General features: G+C 38.1%; 4 protein-coding genes. All 4 read right to left on the reverse strand.

Annotated features, from left to right (window positions below; genetic code table 11):
- Positions 1-351: hypothetical protein (locus BBG47_RS27770; protein ID WP_175400660.1), on the reverse strand; the 351-nt coding region annotated here is incomplete at its 3' end.
- Positions 352-523: 172 nt separating this feature from the next.
- Entirely contained in the window at positions 524-721 is a 198-nt protein-coding gene (locus BBG47_RS27775; protein WP_028531778.1) for a hypothetical protein, read from the reverse strand.
- A gap of 200 nt (positions 722-921) precedes the next feature.
- Positions 922-1311 carry a hypothetical protein gene (locus BBG47_RS27780; RefSeq protein ID WP_028531777.1) on the reverse strand — a complete coding sequence of 130 codons (390 nt, stop codon included), beginning with the start codon at positions 1309-1311 and terminating at the stop codon, positions 922-924.
- 14 nt (positions 1312-1325) lie between these two features.
- A partial coding sequence (locus tag BBG47_RS31000; RefSeq protein WP_254659956.1) for an RHS repeat-associated core domain-containing protein occupies positions 1326-2043 on the reverse strand: 718 nt, incomplete at its 5' end.

A 2043-nucleotide genomic window follows, 5' to 3' on the forward strand; every position in this document is an offset into this window, starting at 1 on the left:
TCCTGTCCATTCTGTCCACCCTTTATCGCTTCTATAATCCGAGCCTACTCCCCTGGCCGTGAAATAAAAGTAACCATTATTATCTGCCACTGCTTCTGCTACGTTCTTATAAGAAAACGTTACCGCGTAGGTTGTGTTCTTTTCAAAATGTATTTTATTCGAATTACTATAAATCGCATCTTTCCACTCTTCCTTCGGGGAAGATTCTACGTACACAGAGTATTTTCCCGTGATGATTTGCTGCGGGTCGCTTGTTATCTTGCCGGCTCCCGCTATGTAATTTGTTTGGTTCAGGTCTCCTCTTTCAAACGACTCTATGACGTAGCTAAAATCGTTTAATTCACGAGACATGCTAGCCATCACATAACTATCCAATGAAATTGTAAAGTAGATCATGCTGATAAGAAAAAGATAAGTTACTCTTTTTATGCATTCATTCATTTTGCGATTCCCTTTCTTTTCTTTACTGTATGGTAATACTATCGTGCTAATTTTTACCTTGAAGCATAACTTCCCTGACGCGTTATCTTCTCAGCTTGCCGGTCGAATCATGGACATACGCTACTGTGATGCTGCCGTTTCCTTCTACTTTTCCTTCAGCTACGATCTTCGCTCTGTAGTCATAGTAGTATCGGGTCGTTACGCCACCTTCGGTGCGCTCTATCATCAGGTTGTCGCCGTTGTATCGATAGCTGATGGCTTTGCCGTCTTCCGTTGTCACTTGGGTCAGGCGGCTGCGGCTTGCGATGCGTAGCTGGCTCCAGTGAAGTTCGGTAGTTGATCGCTTTGCAAAGTGTTACGGTTATCCCGCTGATGTAACTCTACACACATGAGAGCCTACATCAAAAAGAAACCTTGACAGGCACATGGCCAATCAAGGCTGTTGAATTTACTTGGATTTCAAAATACTAAATGAGTTCTTTATCCTTCCTCGTTAAACGCTTGAAGTATCTCTTCATTCGATTTTTCAATTTCTGCGATTACCTTATTGATGTATTCAATATCGAGCGAAGTTTCTCCACCTCCAGTTATATATAACAACTTTAACCAGAAGGCATTTTCTTCCGAGTAACTTTTGATTGCTTCATAAATATTTTCTTCCGTCAAACTTTTAACGATTATTTTTGGATGAGATGCAGGAATGTATCCCAGGTAATTATTTTCCATATATTCCATAATATTTATTGGCGTTGTTACTACCACACTATAACTAATTCCATCTTCCAACTTTACAAAAACGTCAATATTATCATTAAAAATATCTTTAACCTCGCTTAACGGAACTGGATAAATTATGCTCTTTATTTCCATATTGGTCTCCTAAATTATTTATAGAGTTTTGTCAGTACATCAATTACTGCCTGTTCATTATGCTTATTTGCCTTAGCTAGAATTACCATTTCACCCTTTTCCATTCTAAAGAAAACTCTTGCCCCTTCTTCCCCTCGTAAATAACTAATATTTTTAAATAAATTTTTTGTTCCGGTTCGTAGACCTGGATTTTTATTACCAGCTAAAAATTTTGCAATTAGATCATTTGCCTCTTTTTGTACTTTGGGATCTTTGCCCATCTTTTCAGCTGCCTTAACGAGACTTGGAGTTCTATTAATCACACTCCTTACCCCTTTTATAGGTCCTCCAACAGTACTTAACATTGCAAAAGATACATTTTCAAGAGCTTCCGCCAATTCAAACATCTTTTGTAAGTTTCCTTCAGCCCATTGTGCATTGCCTAAAGTGTTTGCTTTCTTTTCATAGTATGTTCCAGTAGCCAAACTAAATAGGTATTTAAAACTTTTGTTGTTGTTGGCTATATTTCCTGGCAATCCAGATACCTCACTCCCCAAGATAGATCTAATTTCCCAGTATACTTGTGAATTTACACCTTCGGCCCTAGCTATTTGAAGATACGTATTCAATTGGATATTATCTATCGCATGTCCAGTCGAATCTCTATATATAAGTGGATTATTATGCACATACGTATATAAGTTCAAGCTTAGTGGACTTCCCATATCCCCTTCATACGTATCCTCATTAATA

The organism is Paenibacillus sp. KS1, assembly GCF_001680695.1.
GTDB classification, from domain to species: Bacteria; Bacillota; Bacilli; order Paenibacillales; family Paenibacillaceae; genus Paenibacillus_B; species Paenibacillus_B suaedae.